Annotated in this window: 1 protein-coding gene; it reads left to right on the forward strand. The window is 70.6% G+C overall.

Annotated features, from left to right (window positions below; genetic code table 11):
- Positions 1–100 precede the first annotated feature (100 nt).
- Positions 101–1,800, forward strand: a 1,700-nt coding sequence (fxsT, locus tag ABZ312_RS24585; protein ID WP_500438806.1) for an FxSxx-COOH system tetratricopeptide repeat protein, incomplete at its 3' end; no start/stop codon positions are given.

Raw genomic sequence — 1,800 nt, forward strand, 5'->3', positions numbered from 1 at the left:
TCGGGAGGCGCTGCTGGGCGCGGTGCGTGGCGCAGACGGTGCCCCGACGACGAATCCAGGCTTTCCGGGACAGGGTGGCACGGCGGGCAGGTTGCGGCGGGTGGGGGCGACAGGGCCGCGGTTGCCGGGCGGTGGTCTGCCGCGGGTGTGGAACATCCCCGGGCGGAACGCGGGCTTCATCGGCCGGGACGAGGCGCTGCTGAGCACCCGGGTACGGCTGACCGGGGCCGGGACGGTGGCGGTGCTGGCGTTCAACGGGCGGGGCGGGGTCGGCAAGACCCAGTTGGCCATCGAGTACGCCCACCGCTTCAGCAACGAATACGAGCTGGCCTGGTGGATCAACGCCGAAGACCCTGCCCTCATCCCCGACCAGCTCGCCGCCCTCGCAGTGGAGACCGGCACCGCCCAACCCGACACCCCCGTGGACGAAGCACTACTCGGATTGAAGAGGGAGCTGAGGGGGCGGTCGCGGTGGCTGCTGGTCTTCGACAACGCCGACGACCCCGCCGCGTTGCGGCCGTATCGGCCGGACGGGCCGGGGCATGTGCTGATTACCTCCCGCAATCCCCGCTGGCACGGCTTCGCCGCCCCCGTCGACGTCGACAACCTGCCCCGCCGGGAAGCCGTCGCACTGCTGCGCTCCCACACCCCGGATCTGAGCGACGCGGATGCCGACCGGATCGCGCGGGCGCTGGAGGATCTGCCGCTGGCCTTGGTGCAGGTCGCGGAATCACTGACCGCGTTCACCCCTGACCAGTACCTGGAACAGCTCGCCGCCAATGCTGCCGAGGCCACCGACAACAGTGCCCCGCTGGACTACCCGCACTCCCTGGCCGGACAGATCCGCCTCAGCACCCAACGCCTGACCGACCAGGACCCCGACGCCGCCGCCCTCCTCAACGCCTGCGCCCTCCTGGCCCCCGACCCCTTCCCCCTCCACGCCTGCAAACCACCCGCAAACGCCAGCGACAACGTCGTAACCCGTATTCTGGCTGACTCCCGGACAAAGCGGCGAGTGCTGATCGCCTTGGATCGGCACGGCCTGGCCCGCGTCACCGGCGGCACGGTCCAATTGCACCACCTCACCCAGACCGTTCTCCGCGACCAGCTCATGCCCGATCAACACACCCAAGCTGCCGACAACGCCAGCCGGCTCCTCACTGCCGCCTACCCCGGCCTGGCCGTCGATCCCAGTACCTGGCCGCGTTGGCCAGCCCTGCTGCCCCATCTGCTGGTCGTCGTCCCCACCGATCTCACCACCCGCGGGGCACGTTACGCGGCCCGTGACGCGTGTTGGTACCTGATGGAACGCGCTCAGCCCCACACAGCCCTGGAACGCCTCCAGCACCTCCACCAGACATGGACCCACACCCTCGGCCCCGACCACAACGACACCCTGACGGCCGCCAACCACCTGGCTCGCGCCCACGCTGACATCGGTGACCACGCTGCAGCCCGTCCCCTGGACGAGGACACCCTGGCCCGGCGCCGCCGTGTCATGGGTGAGGACCACCCCGACACCCTGGCCACCGCCTCCAACCTCGCCAACTGGCTGGCCGAGCTCGGTGAGACCGAGCAGGCCCGTGCGTTGGGCGAGGACACCCTGGCCCGGCAGCGCCGTGTCCTGGGTGAGGACCACCCCGACACCTTGCGCACTGCCTCCAACCTCGCCAACCGGCTGGAAGATCTCGGTGAGACCGAGCAGGCCCGTGCGTTGGGCGAGGACGCCCTGGCCCGGCAGCGCCGTGTCCTGGGTGAGGACCACCCCGACACCTTGCGCACCGCTTCCAACCTCGTCAA

Origin of the sequence: Streptomyces sp. NPDC006207, from assembly GCF_040613835.1 — a bacterium.
Lineage (GTDB): Bacteria > Actinomycetota > Actinomycetes > Streptomycetales > Streptomycetaceae > Actinacidiphila.